This is a genomic window from Prosthecomicrobium pneumaticum (assembly GCF_014199915.1).
GTDB lineage: Bacteria > Pseudomonadota > Alphaproteobacteria > Rhizobiales > Kaistiaceae > Prosthecomicrobium > Prosthecomicrobium pneumaticum.
On the sequence record NZ_JACHOO010000008.1, the window covers coordinates 64,217 to 77,680 of the forward strand.

Sequence of the window (13,464 nt, forward strand, 5' to 3'; positions counted from 1 at the left end):
GCCATAGCGCCACGGCATATACCAGCGCCCGCCGGCCGGCAATTCGTCCGGCGCCCACCGCTCATGTCTCCGGCACGAGATCGGACAGATAGGCCGGCGGCACGTTCCGCGTCAGCCAGACGCCGCTCGAGGAGCGATAGAAGAGAAATCCGTCGCGCGCCATCGCACCCGTATCCACGACGATGATGGCGGGCCGTCCGTGACGCCCACCCACCGTGCGCGCCATCTCCACAGTCTCGGAGAGATGCACGAACTGCCGCTCTCCGGGCCGCAGCCCCTCTGCCCTGATGCTGGCGAGGAAGCGGTCGGCGGTGCCGTGCAGCAGCCGGTCCGGCGGAGCGAGGGGCGAGTCGACCGTTTCGACCGCCACGCTGTGCCCATGCGTCGCCCGGATTGCGGCGCCATCCGCGGAAATCTCGAAGCGGCGCTTGTCGTTCGCCGCCATAACGGCTTCGAGAATACTGCGATCAATGACAAGGCCCGCACGCCCTGCGCCGGCGATCAGCGCGTCGACCGACGCCCAGCCTTGCGGGTCGAGCTCGAGGCCGGCGGCAGCCGGCTCGTGCCGCAGCACCAGACTGATGAACTTGCTGATGCGGACGAGATCGGCACCCATGATCGCCCCGGCTGCAAGGATGGTTTCGCGACCACACCGCCGCGATTTCGGCTGCCAACCGACCTAACGGTCGAGCCGCGTCGCCGGATCGATGTGGCGGCCGGTCCAGCGGCCATAGCGCCACGGCATATACCAGCGCCCGCCGGCCGGCAATTCGTCCGGAACCGGATCGAAGCCCGAGGCGCCGAACGGGCCGCAGCGCAGGAAGCGCGACAGCGTCAGCCAGCCGCCCGCCCAGAGGCCGAAACGGCCGATCGCCTCCTCGCCGTAATGCGAACAGGTCGGCAGATAGCGGCACTGGCGGCCGAGGAAGGGCGAGAGGGTCAGGCGATAGAGCCGGATGAAGCCGATGCCGAGCCATGCGCCGGCGGTGCGCGGATGCGGATGCGGATGCGGATGCGGATGGGCGCAGGCCCCGCGCGACGTCCCGCTCATAGCGTCATCATGCGGCGGACGGCCCCGCCATTGCGGCCATCGGGATCGAAGACGAGGGCGGCACGACAATTCGGGCGATACGGCCCGCGGAAGGCCGGGCGGCCATCACGGGACATGGTCATCCCGCGGCGCGGGCGTCCGACCCGCGCGCCTCGATCTGGTCGAGCGCATCGACCACCGCATCGAAGGTGAGCAGGGTCGAAGCGTGGCGGGCCTTGTAGTCGCGCACCGGCTCGAGATAGCGCAGCTCTTCGAAGCGGCCGTCGGGCGGCGGGCCGCTCTCCTTCAGCATCCGCCGCATCGTTTCGCGCAGCGTCCGGAGTTCCGCGGCCCCGGCGCCGACGACATGGCGGGCCATGATCGAGGAGGAGGCCTGGCCGAGCGCGCAGGCCCGCACATCGTGCGCGAAATCGGTGACGACACCGTCCTCGACCTTCAGATCGACGGTGACGGTGGAGCCGCAGAGCCGGGAATGCGCGGTCGCGGTCGCGTCCGGCGCATCGAGACGGCCGAGCCGCGGAATGTTCGCCGCGAAATTGAGGATGCGCTCGTTGTAGATTTCATCGATCATGGCGTTCACCCTGCCCCGAGATATAGGTGTGATCCGCGCACCCCGCCAGCCGTATCAAGGGCAGCGCTTTGATTCGCCGGAAACGCGCCTACTTAAGAGCGGCGAAGGGCAAGATTGGAGACCCCCATGGACGCCGTGGTGAAGAAGCCCGCCGTCGCGCTCGTCAAGCCGGCGGCGCCGAAGCCGACGCGCGAAGAGGCCGAGGCGGCGGTGCGCACGCTGCTCGCCTGGACGGGCGACGACCCGGCGCGCGAGGGCCTCGTCGACACGCCGCGGCGCGTCACCAAGGCCTATGAGGAGCTGTTCGGCGGCTATGGCGGTGATCCGGAGGAGATTCTCGGCCGGGTGTTCGAGGAGGTCGGCGGCTTCGACGATCTCGTCGTGGTGCGCGACATCCCGTTCCATTCGCATTGCGAGCATCATGTCCTGCCCTTCTTCGGCACCGTCCATATCGGCTATTTCCCGAATGGCGGCGTCGTCGGGCTGTCGAAATTCGCCCGTCTGGTCGACACCTTCGCCCGCCGGCTGCAGACGCAGGAGAACATGTCGGCGCAGATCGTCGACGCGATCGAGACCGTCCTGAAGCCGCGCGGCGCCGCGGTGATGATCGAGGCGGAGCATATGTGCATGCAGATGCGCGGCGTGCACAAGCACGGCACCTCGACGGTGACGACGCAGTTCACCGGCCTCTTCCGCGACGATCCGGCCGAGCAGACCCGCTTCCTCGCCATGGTGCGGGCCGGCAAGGGCTGAGCCGGACGGCCCGCCGCGCCGGTGGCGGGTCGCCATCGGGCGGCGGCCCGGGCGCCGCGCTTTCCCTCGCGTCGCCGATCGGCTAAGCCGGCGGCGACGACGGAGCCCGCCATGACCACCCCCTCGACCCCTGCGCTGTCCCCCTCCCCCTTCGCCGCGCCCGGCTCCAAGCACGACGTCGAGACCGGCACCGTGCTGACGCCCCGCTTCGGCGCGGACGGGCTGGTCGCGGCCGTGGTGGTCGATGCCGAGGGCGGCGAGGTGGTGATGATGGCGTGGATGGACGCCGCCGCCCTCGCCCGCACGATCGAGACCGGCGAGGCGCATTATTACAGCCGGTCGCGCGGCCGGCCGTGGAAGAAGGGCGAGGAGAGCGGCCACGTCCAGACCGTCGTCGAGCTGCGCGTCGACTGCGATCAGGACGCCGTGCTCCTGAAGGTCCGCACGGCCGGGACCGGCGCCAACTGCCACACCGGCCGCCACTCCTGCTTCTACCGCCGCGTCGCGCTCGGCGGGCCGGCGGGGAGCGCGACGCTCGCCTTCACGGGCGACGCGCCGCTCTTCGATCCCGACGCCGTCTACAAGCACGGCTGACGGCCGGCGGCCGCCTCAGGCCGTCGCGATATAGGCGCGCATCTCGTCCGCCTCGCGCTCGACCGCCTCGATGCGCGCCTTGACGACGTCGCCGATCGAGACGAGGCCGACGAGGAGATCGTTCTCCACCACGGGAAGGTGGCGGAAGCGGCCCTTGGTCATCCGCGCCATCACCTCGTTGATCGTATCGTTCTCCGAGCAGGTGACGACCTTCTCGGTCATCACGGCGCGCACCGGCTGATCGAGCGCCGCGGCGCCCGAAGCGGCGAGCGTGCGGACGATGTCGCGCTCCGACAGGATGCCGAGGATGCGGCGGGCGGCGTCGACGACGACGAGCGCGCCGATCCGATGGGCGCCGAGCAGGCGCACGGCGTCGGCGACGGACATCTCGGTGCCGGTGGTGAAGACGTCGCGGCCCTTATGGGCCAGGATCTTGGCAACAATCATCGAACCCTCCCTCCTGCGCGGCCGGAGCGGATGTCGATGGGCGGATCGGCTCGATCCGGTCGCCCCGGTCCTCAACCGCACCAAGAATGATGGTGCCCGGCTCGCCCCTTGGCAAGCGGCGGTCAGCGCCGACCGACGGGATCGAAGAGGGGAAAGAGCAGGAGGCCGGCGACGAAGCCGCCGAGATGGGCCTCCCAGGCGATGGCGCTCGATTCCATGCCGGGCGGTGCGAGGAAGAGGCCGAAGACGAGGTTCATGGCGAACCAGACGCCGAGAAAGACGACGATCCGGCGGTCGGTGATCATCTCGCGAAGGCTGAGCGCGGCGCTCGCCTCGGGCGCCGCGCCGAAACGCCGGCCGCCGAGCGCGCCACCGGGCGAGAAGGCAAAGCGGGCGGAAGCCGCCATCTGCGCCGAGATCGCCGCCGAGGCGCCGACGAGCGGCTGCAGGCCGTCCGGATAGAGCGCCAGATGCGCCGCCGCGCCGGCGGCCGCACCGATCGCGAAGAAGGCGAGGAAGCGAACCGTGCCGAAGCGGCGGGCGAGCGGCGTGCCGAAGGCGGCGAGCCAGAGCGCGTTGATGCCGAAATGCATCCAGCTGCCGTGCAGCCCGGCATAGGTGACGAAGGTCCAGACATCGCCGGCGAGGCCGCCCGGCCAAGGCTCGCCGAGCAGTTCCGGCGCGGTCAGCCGCACCGGCACGAAGGCGAAGGCGAGCAGGACGCGCACCGCCGTATCGGAATCGAGCGCCATGGTGCGGACGAGATGGACGAGGCCGAGCACGCCGATCGTCGCCACCACGACCGAGGGCAGATTGAACATCGGCTCCCGCCGGGGTGTCTCGAAGGACTGCATCGCCGCCGCACATAGGCTGCCGGCCGTCACGCCGCAAGCGCCGGGCCGCGAAAAGGAAACGGCCGCCCGGCGCAATGCGCTCGGACGGCCGTCACGCCCGTCTTGCCCCCCGGCAGAGACGCCCGTGCACGACGATTGCTGCCACTTCCGTGCACGTCATGCAATGTTCATGAGGGGATAGACTCTGTGAATTGCCGAGATCGTCGCCGAAATGGCACAGATCGTATGGTTTCGGAGGGTAGAGCCCGGGTGACGACTCGGCGGGGCGGCGATAAGGTCGGGATTCGGAGGGGTTCCGCCGGATCCCGAGGTCCGGACGGCTGGGGGAAAGAGATGCGACACGCGAGCACGCAGGAGCTCTATCGCTACTGGAACCGACAGCGCGGCGAAGCGCCGGCGGCCAAGCGCAGCGCCGTCGAGCCGGCGGATATCCGCACCCTGCTCGGCGACACGTTCATTCTGGACACCAGTTCCGGTACCGAGGCGCCGTTCCGGCTCGCGGGAACGCGGCTCTGCGAGCTCTACGGCGCGGAGATGAAGGGGCGCGATTTCCGCAGCCTGTTCACCGGCGCAGACCGCGAGGCGGTCGAGACGCTGATCGCCTCGATCGCCACCGATGCCGCGGCGGCGGTGCTCGGGCTCACCGGCGAGACGGAACGCGGCGACCGGCTGCCGCTCGAAATGGTGCTGCTGCCGCTCTCCTCGGCCGGGGCGGGCTACGACCGGATCCTCGGCCTGCTGGTGGCGCTCGAATCGCCCTATTGGGCGGGGTTGCGCCCGCTGACGCGGCTCGGCGTGACGAGCGTGCGCCTGCTCTGGCCCGATGAGCGGCCGGCCTTCCTCGCCGCTCCGCCCGCAGCGCGTCCGCAGACCCAGCCCTCGCCCGCCGCAGCCGAGCTGCGGCGGGCCCGTCTGATCGTGCTCGAAGGCGGCAAGCGCTGAGGACCGCCCGGCCGGGCGCGGCGTCATGGTTAGCGATCGCTTTCCCAATCCCTAACAATTCCCTTAGTATTCGCTTCGATTTCTCCTCCGCCGCTTAGATCGGTCTCAAGTCGCGCATGTCATTCTCGCTCGCATCGAACGGGCCGGATCATGCCGATGAGTTTCGTAGCGCGTCTCATCCTCGTCTCCCTGACGCTCCTTGCCGGAGCGGCAGAAACCCTTGCGGCGAGCCGCGACGGCGCGATCATGCGCACGATCGGACCGACCTCGCAGCCGGTCGGACATTACGAATTCTGCCGGCGCCTGCCCGCCGAGTGCGATCCGCGCGGCGAGCGGCGCGGCCGGGTGCAGCTCACGGCCGCAAAATGGCAGCAGTTGATCGCCATAAACGACAACGTCAATACTGCGGTAGATCCTGGAACCGACAAGGAAATTTTCGGCGTCGAAGAATATTGGAGCTTCCCGGAGGGCCGCGGCGACTGCGAAGACTATGTTCTTCTGAAGCGGCGCGAGCTGATCCGGCTCGGCTGGCCGGCCGGCGCGCTGCTCATCACCGTGGTCCGGCAGTCGAACGGCGACGGCCACGCCGTGCTCACGGTGCTGACCGACCGGGGCGACCTCGTGCTCGACAATCTCGTCGGCACGATCGAGGTCTGGAACCAGACGTCCTATCAGTATGTGAAGCGGCAGTCGGATCGCGACCCCGGCCGCTGGGTGTCGATCGAGGACGACCGCGACCTGCTCGTCGGCAGCGTGCGCTGAACCGACAGCGACGCTCAGGCCTCGGCCGGGCCGAGGCCGGCCAGGAAGCGGCGGGCGTTGCGGACATAGCCGTCGGCCGAGGCGGCGAGCCGGGCGATCTCGGCTTCCCCGAGCGGCCGCAGCACCTTGCCGGGCATGCCCACGACGAGCGATCCCGCCGGAATCACCTTGCCTTCGGTGACGAGGGCGCCAGCCCCGATCAGGCAGTTCTCGCCGATCTCGGCTCCGTTGAGGATGATCGCGCCCATGCCGACCAGCGTGTTGGCGCCGATCCGGCAACCGTGCAGGATCGCCCGGTGGCCGATGGTGCAGCCTTCGCCGATCGTCAGCGGAAAGCCCATATCGGTGTGAAGGACGGCGTGTTCCTGGATATTGGTGCGGGCGCCGACGACGATCGGCTCGTTGTCGCCGCGCAGCACGGCGCCGAACCAGATCCCGGTGTCCGCGCCGAGCACGACGCGGCCGATGACGCGCGCATCGGGCGCGATCCACGCGCCCGCCGGACGTTCCGGCGCGACACCGTCGAGGGAATGCACCGCCATCGGATCAGCCGCCCTTTCGCGCCGCCCTACTCCTCGAGATCGACGTCGAGGATCGCCATGGTGAAGTTATAGGAGAGCTCGCCCTCCTCGTCGTCGCGGAACACGACGCCGATGAACTCGTCGCCGAAATAGACCTCGGCCGAATCGTCCTTGCGCGGCCGCTGCCGCACGCTGATGTCGGGCATCTTGAAGCGGCGGCGGAAGAACGCCTCGAGCTTCTGCACCTCTTTGCGGTCCACGCGGATTCTCCTCTGCGGTCGGATCGGAGGGCGCAGATAGCACGGGCCGGCGGCGCTGTCGCCCCGCCGCGGCCGGTTATGCGCCGCCGCCTCAGCCGCGCTCGGCGAGGATCTGGTCCATCGTCCGCGACGGCTCGGCGCAGGACACCTCGCCCACCACCTTGGCCGGGACGCCCGCCACCGTGGTGCGCGGCGGCACGGGCTTCAGGACCACCGAGCCGGCGGCGACGCGGCTGCAGCGGCCGATCTCGATGTTGCCGAGGATCTTGGCACCGGCGCCGATCAGCACACCGCGCCGGACCTTCGGATGGCGGTCGCCGGTCTCCTTGCCGGTGCCGCCGAGCGTCACGTCCTGCAGGATCGAGACGTCGTCCTCGATCACCGCGGTCTCGCCGACGACGATGCCGGTCGCATGATCGAAGAACACGCCGCGGCCGATCGGCACGGCCGGGTTGATGTCGACCTGGAACACCGCCGACGAACGGCTCTGCAGATAGAGCGAGAGGTCCCGGCGGCCCTTCCGGTGCAGCCAGTTGGCGAGCCGGTGGGTCTCGACCGCATGGAAGCCCTTGAAATAGAGCACCGGCTCGATGAAGCGGCTGCAGGCGGGATCGCGATCGTAGACGGCCGCGATGTCGACCCGGATCGCGTCGCCGAGCGTGGGCTCGTCGCGATAGGCCTCCTCGAAGAGCTGGCGGATCACCTCGGCCGGCATGTCGCGGTGATGCAGCCGCTCGGCGATGCGGTGGAACACCGCCTGCTCAAGCCGGTCGTGGCCGAGCACGGTGGTGTGCAGGAAGGTCGCCATCACCGGTTCGGCGCGCATGATCGCCTCCGCGTCGGCGCGCACCGCGGACCAGATCGGGTCGAGGCTGGCGAGACCGTCGCCGGCCGGACGGGAGGAAAGAACGGTCATGCTGCCCTCCGGAGCACGAGAATGAGGCGCGACCCTATCACGGCCCGGCCGTCCACAAAACGGCCCGTCGACGAAACACGTTCCCCGCGAAGCTCGGCCGGGGCGAACGATTTTTCCGGACGGCGCGGATCAGCCCGGCACCGGGCTCGTCCGCGCGAGGAAGTCGAGCACCGCCTGCTTGTAGACCTTGTCGCCGACGGCGAGCATGTGGTTGCGCCCGGGGATCGCGACCGCCTCGGCGCCGGGAATCACCGCGGCGAGGCCGGCCGCATCGCCGGCGAGCTCGTCCTTGTCGCCGACCGCGACGAGCACGGGGACGGCGAGACGGCCGAGCTGTTCGGCCGCGATCGGCTGGCGGGTCGCCTTCATGCAGGCGGCGAGCGCGACCCGGTCGCTCTTCGTCTGGTCGGCGAATTTGCGGAACATCTGGCCGATCGGATCGGTGACCGTCGCCGGGTCTTCCGCCTCGAGCGCGGCGACGACCGGCTCCCAAGGGCCGACACCCGACAGCATGCCCGAGCCGAGGCCGCCGAAGATCGCGGTGCGCACCCGCCCGGGATGGGCGAGCGCCAGCACGGCGGTGATCCGCGCGCCCATCGAATACCCCATCACATCGGCCTTCGGGATGCCGAGATGATCGAGCAGGGCGCGGGCGTCATCGGCGAGCGCATCGAGCCGGTAGGCCTCGACCGCATGGGGCTTGTCGCTCGCGCCATGGCCGCGATTGTCGAGCGCAATCACCCGCCGGCCGGCCTTGACGAGCACGTCGACCCAGCCGGGACTGACCCAGTTGACCCGCGCGCTCGAGGCGAAGCCGTGGATCAGGAGGATCGGCGGCCCCTCCCCTTCGTCGAGAAAGGCGATCCGATAGCCGGACGCGGTGAATTCGGGCATCTCTTGCTCCTGCGACGCCGGCTGTCCTAGCCCGAACCGGGCGGGCGCGCCAAGGTGCGACGCGGCGGCCCTGTTCACCGGCGCCCGCCGCGGCTATGGTCGCGCCGGAACAAGACAGGGCTTTCGCAATGGCCGACCACCTCATCCCGCACTTCCAGAACGACGACGGCGTCGAAGCGATCGAGATCGGCGTCAAGGAGTTCATGTGCGTCGGGGCGAGCGCGCCCTTCGATCATCCACACGTCTTCCTCGACATGGGCGACGAGGGCGAGAAGATCTGCCCGTATTGCTCGACGCTCTACCGCTTCAACCCGGCGCTGCGCGAGGACGAGACGCGGCCGGCCGGCCATCTCTACCTCGAGCGGGCGGCCTGATCCGCCCGCCGAAGCCGCCATGCCGGTCCGTCGGGTCGTCGTCGCCGGAGCGGGCATAGCCGGCCTGACGAGCGCGCTCGCCCTCGCCGCGCGCGGCTTCGAAGTGACGGTCTGTGAGCGCGCCCGGGTGCTCTCCGAGGTCGGCGCCGGGCTGCAGCTCTCCCCCAATTGCGGCCGCATCCTCTCCGGGCTCGGCCTCGACGCGGCGCTCGACGCGCACGCCGTGCGGCCCGAGGCGATCGATATCCGGTCCGGCCCGAGCGGAAGACGGATCGTCGCCCTGCCGCTCGGTGCGAGCGCCGCGGCGCGCCATGGCGGCCCCTATCGCGTGCTCCACCGCGCCGACCTGCAGAAGGCGCTGCTCGGCGCGGTGCTCGCGCAGGGCCGGGTGACGCTGGCGCTCGAGGCGGCCGTCGATGCGGTCGAGGAGGGCCGGGACGGGCTCGGCGTGACGGTCGCCGGCGAGCCGATCGAGGCCGACCTCGTCGTCGGCGCGGACGGTGTGCGCTCGACCGTGCGCGGCGCGGTCGCCGGTGCGGCGATGCCCCGGCCGACCGGACGGACGGCGTGGCGCGCGACGGTGCCGGCCGATGCGGCGGGGCCTCTCCTCGCCGCAATGCGCACCACGCTCTTTCTCGGGCCGGCCGCCCATCTCGTCGCCTATCCGATCTCGGGCGGCGCGGCGGTCAATCTCGTCGCCGTCGTCGAGGATCCGCACGCCGCGCCCGGCTGGGACGAGCCGGCCGATCTCGCCGTGCTCGACGCGGCGTTCGCGGGCTGGGCGGAACCGGTGCGGGCGCTCATCGACGGGCCGCTCTGGCGGCGCTTCACGCTCAACGCGGTCGATCCGGCGGGGCGCTGGGCGACCGCGCGGATCGCCCTTCTCGGCGACGCGGCCCATGCCATGCTGCCCTTCCTCGCGCAGGGCGCGGCGATGGCGATCGAGGATGCGGCCGTGCTCGCGGCCGAACTCGCCGACGCACCGGCGACGCCGGCCGCGGCGCTCCGCCGCTACGAGGCCCGCCGCAAGCCGCGCGTGACCAAGGTCTGGCAGGGCGCGCGGACGGCAGGCCGGCTCTACCATCTCGGCCGGATCGCAGCGCTCGCACGCGATGCGGGGATGGCGGCGCTCGGCGGGCCGGCGCTGCTCGCCCGCTATGACTGGCTCTATGGCTGGACGCCCGAGGAGGGCTGAGGCGGCAGCGCGAGCGCGTGACGGACGTGCTGGACGAGCCGGAAGCCGACCCGGCGCGCCCGGGAGGCGCGGTTGTCGGCGCATGGCGCATCGGCGATCGCCGCCGGGGTGAGCAGGACGCGGGCGAGCCGCCGCGCCGGGCCACCCGGCAGGTGCGCCGCGAGACCCGCCGCCCGCCGGTCGCCGAAGAGCCGCGCCACGAGATCGAGGGCCACCGCGGCCTCGAAGCCGAGACCCGCCCCCGCGGCAGCGGCGAGGAAGGCCGCCTCCTCCTCCGCCGGCAGCGCGCGCGCGGCCTGCAGCACGTCGACCACGAGCCGCAGGGCGTGGAATTTGTGGCCGAGCGCCGCGTGCACGATCGCCGTCAGGAGCAGCGCGGCGGGGGCCTGCGGATCGCCGCCGCCGGCCGCGACGAGGGTGCGATAGCCGAAGCCGCGACGCGCCCGGAGCGCCGGGTAATGCACCAGATCGCCATGCACCTCGACGAGCAGGGAGGGGTTCGCCTCGTTGACCCATTTGAACTCGCTGTGCGTCGCCGCGCGCGCCGCGGACGTCACGCCCGCCGGCCGGAAGCCGGAGCCCTCGAGAGCCCGGTTGGCGCGCTCGAAATCGGCCGGCTCGACGAGGACATCGACGTCGGTGAAGGGCCGGTCGGCCGGCGCGGGATAGAGCCGGCGGGCGAAGACCTCGCCCTTGACGAGGGTGAAGGCGATGCCGGCGGCGCGCAGGCGTGCGGCGAGAACGCGCGCATGATGGCTGAGGAGCATCGCCTGACCGGTCGCGATCATCCGCCGCCGCTCGATCCCCGCATGACGGGCCCGCAGCGCCGGATCGTCGGCGCCGGCCACGGTGGCGGCGAGCTTCCGCCAGACGACCGGCAGGACGCCGTGCGCGTCCGCGGCATCGAGCAGGCGGCCGAGGGTCGGCGCGCCAAGGGCGGCGTCGGGCGGATCGGCGAGCGGGTCGGCGAGCCGGAAGAGCAGCGCCCGCTCCGCGGGAGCGAGGCGTGGCGCGGCCGTCACGGCACACGCCCGATCGCCCGCCGCAGGACATCGCCGACCGCTTCGAGCGGCGTGCCGACGCGCAGCGTATAGGCCGGCAGATGGCGGGCCATCGCCCCGATCGTCGCGAAGGCGGCGCTCTGCTCGGGCGGCAGGCCGGTCTTGCCATGACGCAGATTGTCGCCGGCGAGCGCGAGGAGCATCTCGACCCGGTCCGCCGGCTCGCAGCGCGTCGGCCCCTCGACCCGTTCGCGCAACCAGACGAGCGCCCGCACCTGCCGCGTCTCGCCGGGCGTGGCGGTGGCGATCTCCGGCACGCTCTCCGGGCGCAGGCCCTGCTCGCCGTTCTCGTCCCAGGCCGCGCCGAGATACGGCAGCAGAAACGGCATCAGCGCGGCGGTGAAACGGTGCACCTTGAGCGGCCGCGGCTTGCCCCAGGCGCGCCAGCCGGCGCCGTCCGGCCGGACGATGGCGACGTCGTCGCTCATCAGGGAGAAGCCGGCACGGGCGAGCGCGAGCGCCGTCGTCGTCTTGCCGGCGCCGCTCGGCGCGAAGAGGATGACGGCACCCTCCTCCTCCGGCAGGCCGAGCACGGCGGCATGCAGCGGCGTCTGGCCGGTGAGGCCGAGCGAGGTGGCGTGGGCGTAGATCAGGAATTCCGACAGGAGCCGGCCTTCGACGCCGGGCGCCACGACGATCGACGCGCGGCGCGACGGCCGGTGGAGATCGAGCGACACCGCGTCGTCGGTGACGAGTTGCACCCGGACCGCGTCGCCCCGATGCGCGACGATCCGCCTCGAGAAGGGCAGCGGTCCTTCGTAGAGGAGCGGCAGCGCGGCGTCCGGCGGCGCGGGATCGCCGCGCACGAGGCGCCACAGGACATCCGGCTCGGCCGCTGCCGCGGGGCGCTCGAGCGGGCCCAGCGATGCGCGAAGCGCGGCGACGAGGACCGCATCGGTGGCGTCGACCGCCAGGACCGGCCCGGCGAGGAAGAAGAAGAGCCGGCTCATCAGGTCAGGCGAGCGCCGCCACAGCCGCGGGGGCGGCCGGACCGCCATGGCGCAGCACGGTCACCATGCGCGGATCGGGCGGGTTGAGGACGATCGCGCCGTCGACAACGACCCAGCAATGCGCCCGCAGACTGGGCTCGGCGATGCTGTCGCGATCGACGCCGAAATGGAGTTCCGGCGCGAAGCCGGCGGCGCGCAGGGAGCGATAGGCGAGCACGCCCTGGCGCAGGCAGGGCCGGTCGGCCATCAGCCAAGGCCGCCGGGTGGTACGCCGCACGGCGCGGACGATCGCCGACACGGACATTCCGTCGAGACCCGCCGGAACCGGCCCGTCGGCGAGGGCGAGAATATCGGCGATCGGCCTTCTGCCGATCCGGAACGGCAGAAGGCGCGCCTCGACGAAGAGAGCGAGGCGAAACCAGGCCTGCCGCAGCGCGGCCATCAGCCGGCCTCCCCCGCCGTCACGACGATGCCCTCGGCGGCGAGTTCGCCGGCGAGGTCCAGGATGTCGGCGGCGAGGATCTCGCGCTCGACCTCGAAGTCCGAAAGCATGGCGTCGATCACCGCGCCGAGCGTGCGGCGCCCGTCGAGGAGGGCGAGAAACGCCTCCATCGTCTCATTGGCGGAATAGAGCTGGCCGCTGTCGGCCATGAGCACGACGGCACCGTTCCCGAGAGACTGGAACGATGCCGCCGGGGACAGCGTCAGCACGGACGTCTCGTCGTGCATCACGCGCGCTATTCGTCGCCCGAATCCGGGCCGGCCGCAGTCACGGCGCTCAGCCGGTCGCGCAGCACCAGAGCCGGACGGACATAGTCGCGACGGCTCGTCGTGTTTTCGTTGTTGGTCATCTCAGGATACCCCCAGTTGAAACGGCTATCGGCCGACAGGAAACGTCACATGGCTCTCACGGGCCGTACCAAGTGCATCTCGACCGGGACACAGCCCGCACGCGAGACGCCGGTTTGCTCAGCCGATTTCGCCCGAGTCCGGAGTGTAGGCCGTCACGGCGCTGAGCCGTTCGCGCTTGGCGAGAGCGGGCCGGACATAATCTCTTCGAATGATATCGATCCGGGTCATATCGTCTTCCCGTTATGATCGGCCCCGCGCAACGCGCGAAGCCATGCACTTCCCACCGCGCCTCCGCGCGGCGGGGACGTCAACCCGAATAGCTCGAGTCGGCGATGTCCGCGGTCACGGCACTCAGCTTGTCACGACGCACCAGCGCCGGCCGAGCATATTCACGCTTCGCCGTGTAATTTTCAGCAATGTTCATTTTGACACCTGTCATTTATGCCTAGGGCAAACAAGGTTTCGCA

General features: G+C 71.0%; 19 protein-coding genes. 6 read left to right on the forward strand and 13 right to left on the reverse strand.

All coding sequences use genetic code 11. From position 1 onward, the window contains the following. Positions 1 to 61 precede the first annotated feature (61 nt). From GGQ63_RS17260 to GGQ63_RS17270, 3 genes are all read right to left on the reverse strand, one after another. Positions 62 to 616 carry an RNA 2'-phosphotransferase gene (locus GGQ63_RS17260; protein WP_183857854.1) on the reverse strand — a complete coding sequence of 185 codons (555 nt, stop codon included), beginning with the start codon at positions 614 to 616 and terminating at the stop codon, positions 62 to 64. Between the two features lie 63 nt (positions 617 to 679). Continuing rightward, positions 680 to 1,051 carry a membrane protein insertion efficiency factor YidD gene (gene yidD / locus GGQ63_RS17265; protein WP_183857855.1) on the reverse strand — a complete coding sequence of 124 codons (372 nt, stop codon included), beginning with the start codon at positions 1,049 to 1,051 and terminating at the stop codon, positions 680 to 682. Positions 1,052 to 1,169: 118 nt separating this feature from the next. After that, positions 1,170 to 1,622: an iron-sulfur cluster assembly scaffold protein gene (locus tag GGQ63_RS17270; protein ID WP_183857856.1), complete on the reverse strand. Its 453-nt coding sequence runs from the start codon at positions 1,620 to 1,622 to the stop codon at positions 1,170 to 1,172. A gap of 126 nt (positions 1,623 to 1,748) precedes the next feature. Between GGQ63_RS17270 and folE the strand changes: the two genes are divergently transcribed. Together folE and hisI are read left to right on the forward strand one after the other, a co-directional pair. Further along, positions 1,749 to 2,375 carry a GTP cyclohydrolase I FolE gene (folE, locus tag GGQ63_RS17275; protein WP_183857857.1) on the forward strand — a complete coding sequence of 209 codons (627 nt, stop codon included), beginning with the start codon at positions 1,749 to 1,751 and terminating at the stop codon, positions 2,373 to 2,375. 111 nt (positions 2,376 to 2,486) lie between these two features. Next, on the forward strand, positions 2,487 to 2,969 hold the full coding sequence (gene hisI / locus GGQ63_RS17280; RefSeq protein WP_183857858.1) for a phosphoribosyl-AMP cyclohydrolase: 483 nt from the start codon (positions 2,487 to 2,489) through the stop codon (positions 2,967 to 2,969). A gap of 15 nt (positions 2,970 to 2,984) precedes the next feature. Here hisI and GGQ63_RS17285 read toward each other — a convergent pair whose 3' ends face one another. Both GGQ63_RS17285 and GGQ63_RS17290 read right to left on the reverse strand, forming a co-directional pair. Beyond that, a complete protein-coding gene (locus tag GGQ63_RS17285) occupies positions 2,985 to 3,416 on the reverse strand; it encodes a CBS domain-containing protein (RefSeq protein ID WP_183857859.1) in 432 nt (143 codons plus the stop codon). Between the two features lie 122 nt (positions 3,417 to 3,538). Beyond that, positions 3,539 to 4,237 (reverse strand): rhomboid family intramembrane serine protease, encoded by a 699-nt coding sequence (locus GGQ63_RS17290; protein ID WP_246429847.1) that lies wholly within the window; start codon positions 4,235 to 4,237, stop codon positions 3,539 to 3,541. Positions 4,238 to 4,603: 366 nt separating this feature from the next. Here GGQ63_RS17290 and GGQ63_RS17295 point away from each other — a divergent pair, with 366 nt between their 5' ends. Next, positions 4,604 to 5,212 (forward strand): PAS domain-containing protein, encoded by a 609-nt coding sequence (locus GGQ63_RS17295; protein WP_183857860.1) that lies wholly within the window; start codon positions 4,604 to 4,606, stop codon positions 5,210 to 5,212. A 156-nt stretch (positions 5,213 to 5,368) separates the two neighbouring features. Continuing rightward, positions 5,369 to 5,974: a transglutaminase-like cysteine peptidase gene (locus tag GGQ63_RS17300; protein ID WP_425502090.1), complete on the forward strand. Its 606-nt coding sequence runs from the start codon at positions 5,369 to 5,371 to the stop codon at positions 5,972 to 5,974. 14 nt (positions 5,975 to 5,988) lie between these two features. Here the strand turns inward: GGQ63_RS17300 and GGQ63_RS17305 are convergent, their stop codons facing one another. The 4 genes from GGQ63_RS17305 to GGQ63_RS17320 all read right to left on the reverse strand — a co-directional run bounded on the left by GGQ63_RS17305 (position 5,989) and on the right by GGQ63_RS17320 (position 8,565). Next, entirely contained in the window at positions 5,989 to 6,516 is a 528-nt protein-coding gene (locus tag GGQ63_RS17305; protein WP_183857862.1) for a gamma carbonic anhydrase family protein, read from the reverse strand. A gap of 26 nt (positions 6,517 to 6,542) precedes the next feature. After that, positions 6,543 to 6,755, reverse strand: coding sequence for a DUF3126 family protein (locus GGQ63_RS22265; protein WP_183857863.1), 213 nt, complete (start codon positions 6,753 to 6,755; stop codon positions 6,543 to 6,545). Between the two features lie 91 nt (positions 6,756 to 6,846). Beyond that, on the reverse strand, positions 6,847 to 7,671 hold the full coding sequence (cysE, locus tag GGQ63_RS17315; RefSeq protein WP_183857864.1) for a serine O-acetyltransferase: 825 nt from the start codon (positions 7,669 to 7,671) through the stop codon (positions 6,847 to 6,849). A 129-nt stretch (positions 7,672 to 7,800) separates the two neighbouring features. Then, on the reverse strand, positions 7,801 to 8,565 hold the full coding sequence (locus GGQ63_RS17320) for an alpha/beta fold hydrolase (protein ID WP_183857865.1): 765 nt from the start codon (positions 8,563 to 8,565) through the stop codon (positions 7,801 to 7,803). Between the two features lie 128 nt (positions 8,566 to 8,693). On the opposite strand from GGQ63_RS17320, the gene GGQ63_RS17325 reads away from it, so the two are divergent. Beyond that, complete coding sequence (locus tag GGQ63_RS17325) at positions 8,694 to 8,939, forward strand: zinc-finger domain-containing protein (protein ID WP_183857866.1); 246 nt, start codon at positions 8,694 to 8,696, stop codon at positions 8,937 to 8,939. 19 nt (positions 8,940 to 8,958) lie between these two features. Then, positions 8,959 to 10,134, forward strand: a complete 1,176-nt coding sequence (locus GGQ63_RS17330; protein WP_183857867.1) for an FAD-dependent oxidoreductase — start codon at positions 8,959 to 8,961, stop codon at positions 10,132 to 10,134. On the opposite strand, the gene GGQ63_RS17335 is transcribed toward GGQ63_RS17330, so the two are convergent. From GGQ63_RS17335 to GGQ63_RS17350, 4 genes are read right to left on the reverse strand one after another with little or no spacing between them, the layout of a single operon-like run. After that, complete coding sequence (locus tag GGQ63_RS17335; protein ID WP_183857868.1) at positions 10,107 to 11,156, reverse strand: nucleotidyltransferase family protein; 1,050 nt, start codon at positions 11,154 to 11,156, stop codon at positions 10,107 to 10,109. The two genes, GGQ63_RS17330 and GGQ63_RS17335, sit on opposite strands and share 28 nt — an antisense overlap. Continuing rightward, positions 11,153 to 12,145 (reverse strand): phosphoenolpyruvate carboxykinase (ATP), encoded by a 993-nt coding sequence (locus tag GGQ63_RS17340; RefSeq protein WP_183857869.1) that lies wholly within the window; start codon positions 12,143 to 12,145, stop codon positions 11,153 to 11,155. Before GGQ63_RS17340 ends, GGQ63_RS17335 begins: the two co-directional genes overlap by 4 nt. Positions 12,146 to 12,149: 4 nt before the next feature. Then, positions 12,150 to 12,587 (reverse strand): lasso peptide biosynthesis B2 protein, encoded by a 438-nt coding sequence (locus GGQ63_RS17345; protein ID WP_246429848.1) that lies wholly within the window; start codon positions 12,585 to 12,587, stop codon positions 12,150 to 12,152. After that, on the reverse strand, positions 12,587 to 12,874 hold the full coding sequence (locus tag GGQ63_RS17350; RefSeq protein ID WP_183857870.1) for a PqqD family protein: 288 nt from the start codon (positions 12,872 to 12,874) through the stop codon (positions 12,587 to 12,589). The genes GGQ63_RS17345 and GGQ63_RS17350 overlap by 1 nt, the downstream gene beginning before the upstream one ends. Positions 12,875 to 13,464 lie beyond the last annotated feature (590 nt).

Coding starts and splice junctions, on each gene's coding strand:
- GGQ63_RS17290 (WP_246429847.1), bottom strand. CDS start 4,237: ATGTTCAATCTGCCCTCGGTCGTGGTGGCGACGATCGGCGTGCTCGGC.
- yidD (WP_183857855.1), bottom strand. CDS start 1,051: ATGAGCGGGACGTCGCGCGGGGCCTGCGCCCATCCGCATCCGCATCCG.
- GGQ63_RS17320 (WP_183857865.1), bottom strand. CDS start 8,565: ATGCCCGAATTCACCGCGTCCGGCTATCGGATCGCCTTTCTCGACGAA.
- folE (WP_183857857.1), top strand. CDS start 1,749: ATGGACGCCGTGGTGAAGAAGCCCGCCGTCGCGCTCGTCAAGCCGGCG.
- GGQ63_RS17350 (WP_183857870.1), bottom strand. CDS start 12,874: ATGCACGACGAGACGTCCGTGCTGACGCTGTCCCCGGCGGCATCGTTC.
- GGQ63_RS17325 (WP_183857866.1), top strand. CDS start 8,694: ATGGCCGACCACCTCATCCCGCACTTCCAGAACGACGACGGCGTCGAA.
- cysE (WP_183857864.1), bottom strand. CDS start 7,671: ATGACCGTTCTTTCCTCCCGTCCGGCCGGCGACGGTCTCGCCAGCCTC.
- GGQ63_RS17295 (WP_183857860.1), top strand. CDS start 4,604: ATGCGACACGCGAGCACGCAGGAGCTCTATCGCTACTGGAACCGACAG.
- GGQ63_RS17270 (WP_183857856.1), bottom strand. CDS start 1,622: ATGATCGATGAAATCTACAACGAGCGCATCCTCAATTTCGCGGCGAAC.
- GGQ63_RS17340 (WP_183857869.1), bottom strand. CDS start 12,145: ATGAGCCGGCTCTTCTTCTTCCTCGCCGGGCCGGTCCTGGCGGTCGAC.
- GGQ63_RS17260 (WP_183857854.1), bottom strand. CDS start 616: ATGGGTGCCGATCTCGTCCGCATCAGCAAGTTCATCAGTCTGGTGCTG.
- GGQ63_RS17330 (WP_183857867.1), top strand. CDS start 8,959: ATGCCGGTCCGTCGGGTCGTCGTCGCCGGAGCGGGCATAGCCGGCCTG.
- GGQ63_RS17300 (WP_425502090.1), top strand. CDS start 5,369: ATGAGTTTCGTAGCGCGTCTCATCCTCGTCTCCCTGACGCTCCTTGCC.
- GGQ63_RS17345 (WP_246429848.1), bottom strand. CDS start 12,587: ATGGCCGCGCTGCGGCAGGCCTGGTTTCGCCTCGCTCTCTTCGTCGAG.
- GGQ63_RS17305 (WP_183857862.1), bottom strand. CDS start 6,516: ATGGCGGTGCATTCCCTCGACGGTGTCGCGCCGGAACGTCCGGCGGGC.
- hisI (WP_183857858.1), top strand. CDS start 2,487: ATGACCACCCCCTCGACCCCTGCGCTGTCCCCCTCCCCCTTCGCCGCG.
- GGQ63_RS17285 (WP_183857859.1), bottom strand. CDS start 3,416: ATGATTGTTGCCAAGATCCTGGCCCATAAGGGCCGCGACGTCTTCACC.